Consider the following 5,869-nt stretch of genomic DNA (forward strand, 5'->3'; position numbering starts at 1 on the left):
GATAATCCGTCTGACTTACCCGCAGTAAATGACATTGTAGAAATTCGTGAGCCGATTGTTGAGGCAAATATATTAGTACCGCAAGAGTACTTAGGTAATGTAATTACCCTATGTATTGAAAAGCGCGGTAGCCAAACCAAAATGACTTATCACGGTAAGCAAGTTGCAGTAACGTATGAGTTACCAATGGCTGAAGTGGTAATGGATTTCTTCGATAAGCTTAAATCTACAAGCCGTGGTTTTGCATCGCTAGATTATAATTTTAAGCACTTTCAAACCTCAGACATGGTGCGCGTTGATATTTTAATTAATGGTGAACGTGTTGATGCGCTTGCAATTATTGCTCACAGAGACAGTGCGCAATCGCGTGGTCGTCAGCTTGCTGATGCGCTTAAAGAGCTTATTCCGCGCCAAATGTTTGATATTGCAATTCAAGCAGCGATTGGCCAGCATGTTATTGCGCGTACAACTGTAAAACAGCTACGTAAAAACGTAATTGCCAAATGTTACGGTGGTGATGTGAGTCGTAAGAAAAAGCTACTCAAAAAACAGAAAGATGGTAAAAAACGCATGAAACAAGTAGGTAATGTAGAAGTACCTCAAGAGGCGTTTTTAGCTATTTTGAAAGTTGGCAAATAACAACAAAGGATTATAAATGGCTGGTTACTTTTCAATTTTATTGGTGCTGTTAACCTTAGGCTCAGGCTTAATATGGTTAATAGACCACTTAATGTATGCACCAAAAAGGCAAGAGCGTTTAGCGTTAGCACAAACCTCTGCTGGCGCAAAGTTAGATGATGAAACAGCAGCATTAATTGCACCAGAGCCAGTATTAACTGAAACTGCAAAATCGATTTTTCCGATGATTGCTGCTATTACTATTTTCAGATCGTTTATCTTTGAACCTTTTCAAATTCCGTCAGGTTCAATGATGCCAACACTACTCGTGGGCGATTTTATTTTAGTACAAAAGTATTCATACGGTATAAAAGACCCTGTTTGGCGCACTCAATTAGTTGAGATGGACGAGCCAGAACGTGGTGATATTGTTGTTTTTAAGTTTCCTGGTAATGAAACAATTGACTACATCAAAAGAACAATAGGACTACCTGGCGATAAGGTTGTATACCGCGATAAGCACCTATACATTCAGCCAAAGTGTGCTGAAGGTGAAGTAAGCCGCAGTAACTTACAATGTGGTGAGTACAACAAAATTGACATGGAAGTGAAAGATAGAGGCGAGTTTATGCTAAAAGGCATGGAATCGGTTCGAATAAATGAATCGCTAACAGAAGATGGTCACGATATTTTAATTTACCCTGAGGTTCCAGAGAAAAAAGGTCGCTACTTTAGACAAGCTGGTACTCGCACCGATGAGTGGGTTGTACCCGCAGATCACTATTTTATGATGGGTGACAACCGCGATAATAGTGAAGATGGTCGATTTTGGGGATTTGTACCAAAAGAAAACTTGGTGGGGAAAGCTGTCTTTATATGGATGAGTTTTGAATTTGAGAATGGCCCTGATGATGTTTTACCAGGATGGGTTCCAACTGGTGTTCGCTTTGAACGCCTAGGTAATATTCAGTAACAATGAAAAAAAATGTAACAGAGTTATACAACAAAATCGGCTACGAGTTTTCTGATCAAGGTTTACTTGAACAGGCAATGACGCACCGCAGTCACAAAGGTCAGCATAACGAGCGCTTGGAGTTTTTAGGCGACTCAATTTTGAGCTTTGTTATTGCTAATGCACTTTATGCCAAATTCCCAAAAGCACGTGAAGGCGACTTAAGCCGCATGCGTTCAACACTGGTACGTGGTCAAACACTTGCTGAGTTTGGCGTTGAATTTGGTTTAGGTGATTACTTACGTTTAGGCCCAGGTGAGCTTAAAAGTGGTGGATTCCGTCGCGAATCAACGCTTGCCGATGCAGTAGAAGCCATCATTGGTGCTGCGTTCTTAGATTCAGGTATTGAGCGTTGCAGCGAGCTTATTTTATCGTGGTACGAATCACGCTTAGATGCTATTTCACCAGGGCTTAATCAAAAAGATCCGAAGACCCTGCTGCAAGAGCATCTACAAGGTCGCAAACTTCCTTTACCAGGCTACACTGTGGTTGATACAAAGGGCCAAGCGCACAATCAAACATTCACGGTTGAATGTATTGTTGATGGAATGGATAGCATAATTTCTGTTGGTAGCTCACGCCGTAAGGCCGAACAAAAAGCTGCTGAAAAAGCATTGAAGATAATTAAAAATGAATCTTGATACCCTAATACAACCTCATGAAGGCGATGTTGATACATTTTGTGGCATGATTGCCATTGTAGGACGTCCTAACGTAGGTAAATCGACTTTACTCAATGAGATTATTGAGCAAAAAGTCAGTATTACTTCACGTAAGCCGCAAACAACGCGCCACCGTATTATGGGTATTCATACAGAAGGTAAACATCAAGCCGTTTATGTTGATACGCCGGGACTTCACATAGAAGAAAAGCGCGCAATTAACCGTTTAATGAATCGTGCTGCGTCTAGTTCAATTGGTGACGTAGAACTGATTATTTTTGTGGTTGAAGGAACACACTGGACTGCTGATGATGAAATGGTACTAAATAAAGTATCACAAAGCGGTAAGCCCGTGATGTTGGTTATTAATAAAATTGACCAAGTGAAAGACCGTGATTTAGTGCTTCCGCACATGAAGTTATTAGGCGATAAGTTTGACTTTGTAAGCATTATGCCGGTTTCGGCTAAGCAAGGTAAAAATATTGACCTTATAAAAGACGAAGTAACCAAACGTCTTCCGCCATGTGAGTTTTACTTTCCAGATGACTACGTGACCGATCGTTCGATGCGCTTTATGGCTGCAGAGGTTATTCGTGAAAAGCTAATGCGCTTTATGGGTGAAGAATTACCTTACTCGGTTACTGTTGAAATAGAGCAGTTTAAGTGGCAAGAAAACGGTGTTTGGCATATCAATGGGTTAATTTTAGTTGAACGTGAAACACAAAAGCGCATGGTTATTGGTAACAAAGGCGAAAAGCTAAAAGTAATTGGCCGTGAAGCCCGTAAAGATCTTGAAGAAATGCTCGATAACAAAGTATTTTTAGAGCTTTGGGTAAAAGTTAAATCTGGTTGGGCTGATGACGAACGCGCACTTAGAAGCCTAGGCTATGGTGAAGACTAAAATAGTAAGTAACCTACTTTATGGATAGTGACTTCTATACCGCATATTTATTACACCGACGTCCTTATAGTGACTCACAAGTAATGCTCGATATGCTAGTAGAAGGCGTTGGCCAGCTTAGAATGATCGCACGAATTAGTGGCCGCCAGGCCACTAAACACAAAGCGCAATTACAACCCTTTCAACCTCTACTTGTTCACTATAGTGGTAAGTACGATTTAAAATACATTAATAAATTTGAGCTGCACGGCGCACCGCTTTTTCTATCTGGTGACGAGCTTTATTGTGGGTTTTATTTAAACGAGTTAACAAACAGAATAGTGCCTGTTAATGAGCCTATTGAACAAGCTTATGAGCTTTATAAATCTCATTTAGAAAACTTAAACCGTGGCACCAATTTGCAATCTGTTTTGCGTTCGTACGAATTTCAATTACTAGAATTACTGGGTTACGGTGTTGATTTCAGTTTTGATACCAACGGTGAGCCAATAGATGAAGCGCTTACGTATAGTTATTTCTCTGAACTTGGGTTTGTTATCCAAGAAGATACTCGCTCAGGTTTTAGCGGTGAACAGCTTCAAGCAATAGCAAATCATGACTTTAGCCGAAAAGATGTGTTATATATGGCAAAACAGTTAAGTCGCTATTTACTAAAACCTTTGTTAGGTAATAAGCCATTAAAAAGTCGTGAGTTATTTACGGCCTCTCAATAAACGTAATTTTACAGGTAAAACAATGAAAGATATTCTTTTGGGTGTAAATGTTGATCACATTGCAACGCTTCGCCAAGCACGAGGAACAACGTATCCTGACCCAGCACATGCAGCAAGCGTTGCAGAGCACGCCGGTGCAGACGGCATTACCATTCATTTACGTGAAGACCGCCGCCACATTCAAGACCGTGACGTGTACGTAATGGCAAAAACCATTCAAACACGTATGAACCTCGAAACAGCAGTAACCGATGAAATGATTGCTATTGCTTTAGAGGTGAAGCCTGAATATGTTTGTTTAGTGCCGGAAAAACGAGAGGAATTGACCACTGAGGGCGGTTTAGATGTTGCAGGTAATATAGAAAAAATAAAAGCGGCAACTAAAACCCTTACTGATGCAGGTATCAAAGTCTCATTATTTATTGACGCGGATACTGCACAATTAGATGCTGCAAAAGCCTGTGGCGCACCTTATGTAGAAATACACACCGGTGCATACGCAGACGCTACAAACGATAGCGACTTAAGCAAAGAACTTGAACACATTCGTCAAGGAGTACAATACGCTGCAAGTTTAGGCTTAATTGTAAATGCAGGGCATGGTTTAAATTATCATAATGTAAAACCAATAGCGGCTATGCCAGAAATTTATGAGTTAAATATAGGCCACGCTATTATTGCGCGTGCCGCCATTGATGGCCTAGATAAAGCGGTGCGTGATATGAAGCGCCTAATGATTGAAGCGCGGATTTAACTTTAATTATAACTAGCTGTTTTAACTTAACTATCAAGTATGAGTGTTAAGGCATAATTGAAAGACGCGCTTAAAGCACGTCTTTTTTGTTTTTACTATCCATTTTTGCGTCAACCAATAGGTTTTCAAGCTCATCTTGTAGCTCAAAAAGTTCAGGTTCTATATTTTCGAGCACGCACTCATTTTTAAGTGAAGTCTCAATAGTTTCAGCTAACGATTTTAATTTCGGTACACCCGTGTAGCAACACGCACCATGAAATTTATGCACAATACTAAGTACTTGTTCGCAAGCTTCATCATCAATAGCTTTAGTCAGTAAATTAAGCGTTTCTGGTATGCTTAAAAGCAGCATATTAAGCATTTCAAGCGCCAATTCGTTTTTTCCGCCAGCGCGTTGTAATGCAAGGGGCCAATCTATTCGGCTACTCTCAAAAGGCGCTGGACTTTGTGGTATTTCATTTTTGCTTTTTTCACGATTTATTGGCGTTTGTGGGCTGTGGTCGCTAATAATTTGTTTAAGTGTATCTTCATCAATAGGCTTGGTTAAATATCCTTTAAAGCCATCTTTCAGTAGTTGTTCTTTTTCACTATGCAGGGCATGCGCAGTTACTGCAATTATAGGTGTGTCTTCATTAAGCGATGACTCTTGGATAAGTTTACACGCGGTTATGCCATCCATTATCGGCATTTGAATGTCCATAAAAATAACATCGTACTTATGGCTTTTACTTAAACTATAAGCTTGTGAACCATTATGAGCGGTATCAATTACTTCAACCTGTTCATCGAGCAATGTACATATAAGTTTTAAGTTAGCATCGTTATCATCAACAACCAGCACTTTAAGCGGTAATAATTTTTGCTCGCTCTGCTCTATATTATGAACAGGATGGTCGAGTCTATATGGTGCGGCAAGCACTTCACATAACTTACGATGATTCAGCGGCTTACTTAAGCAAGCATCTGCACCGCTGCCAATAAACGCCTCACGCATATTATGTGAAACGGTATTAAGCATTAAATATAAATAGTCGGTCGAGTCTCTTACTGTTTTTACATAGCCTTTTAATAGTTGCATGTGATCAACCGATGCCATGTGGCCAATTAAACAAATATCAAATTTGGTTTGGGTATTTTCTACGGCCGATAAAAAGCTGGCTTCGTTAAAGCATGGCGTTACATTTGCTTGCCACTCAGTCAATAAAGACA

7 protein-coding genes are annotated in these 5,869 nt (G+C 40.1%); 6 read left to right on the plus strand and 1 reads right to left on the minus strand.

Annotation, left to right across the window (positions count from 1 at the left end; all coding sequences use genetic code 11):
* The 6 genes from BCG07_RS16375 to pdxJ all read left to right on the plus strand — a co-directional run.
* On the plus strand, positions 1-639 hold a 639-nt coding region (locus tag BCG07_RS16375; protein WP_502694079.1), incomplete at its 5' end, for an elongation factor 4 family protein.
* 16 nt (positions 640-655) lie between these two features.
* Complete coding sequence (gene lepB, locus BCG07_RS16380) at positions 656-1,591, plus strand: signal peptidase I (protein WP_008132752.1); 936 nt, start codon at positions 656-658, stop codon at positions 1,589-1,591.
* Positions 1,592-1,593: 2 nt separating this feature from the next.
* Positions 1,594-2,271, plus strand: a complete 678-nt coding sequence (gene rnc, locus BCG07_RS16385; RefSeq protein WP_006794149.1) for a ribonuclease III — start codon at positions 1,594-1,596, stop codon at positions 2,269-2,271.
* Positions 2,261-3,193 (plus strand): GTPase Era, encoded by a 933-nt coding sequence (gene era / locus BCG07_RS16390; protein ID WP_058428511.1) that lies wholly within the window; start codon positions 2,261-2,263, stop codon positions 3,191-3,193. Before rnc ends, era begins: the two co-directional genes overlap by 11 nt.
* A gap of 20 nt (positions 3,194-3,213) precedes the next feature.
* Positions 3,214-3,906, plus strand: a complete 693-nt coding sequence (recO, locus tag BCG07_RS16395; protein ID WP_203984467.1) for a DNA repair protein RecO — start codon at positions 3,214-3,216, stop codon at positions 3,904-3,906.
* A 22-nt stretch (positions 3,907-3,928) separates the two neighbouring features.
* Complete coding sequence (gene pdxJ / locus BCG07_RS16400) at positions 3,929-4,660, plus strand: pyridoxine 5'-phosphate synthase (protein ID WP_006794152.1); 732 nt, start codon at positions 3,929-3,931, stop codon at positions 4,658-4,660.
* A 70-nt stretch (positions 4,661-4,730) separates the two neighbouring features.
* Here the strand turns inward: pdxJ and BCG07_RS16405 are convergent.
* Positions 4,731-5,869, minus strand: a 1,139-nt coding sequence (locus tag BCG07_RS16405) for a response regulator (RefSeq protein ID WP_286891138.1), incomplete at its 5' end; no start/stop codon positions are given.

Source organism: Pseudoalteromonas sp. ESRF-bin5 (assembly GCF_002632075.1).
Lineage (GTDB): Bacteria > Pseudomonadota > Gammaproteobacteria > Enterobacterales > Alteromonadaceae > Pseudoalteromonas > Pseudoalteromonas marina.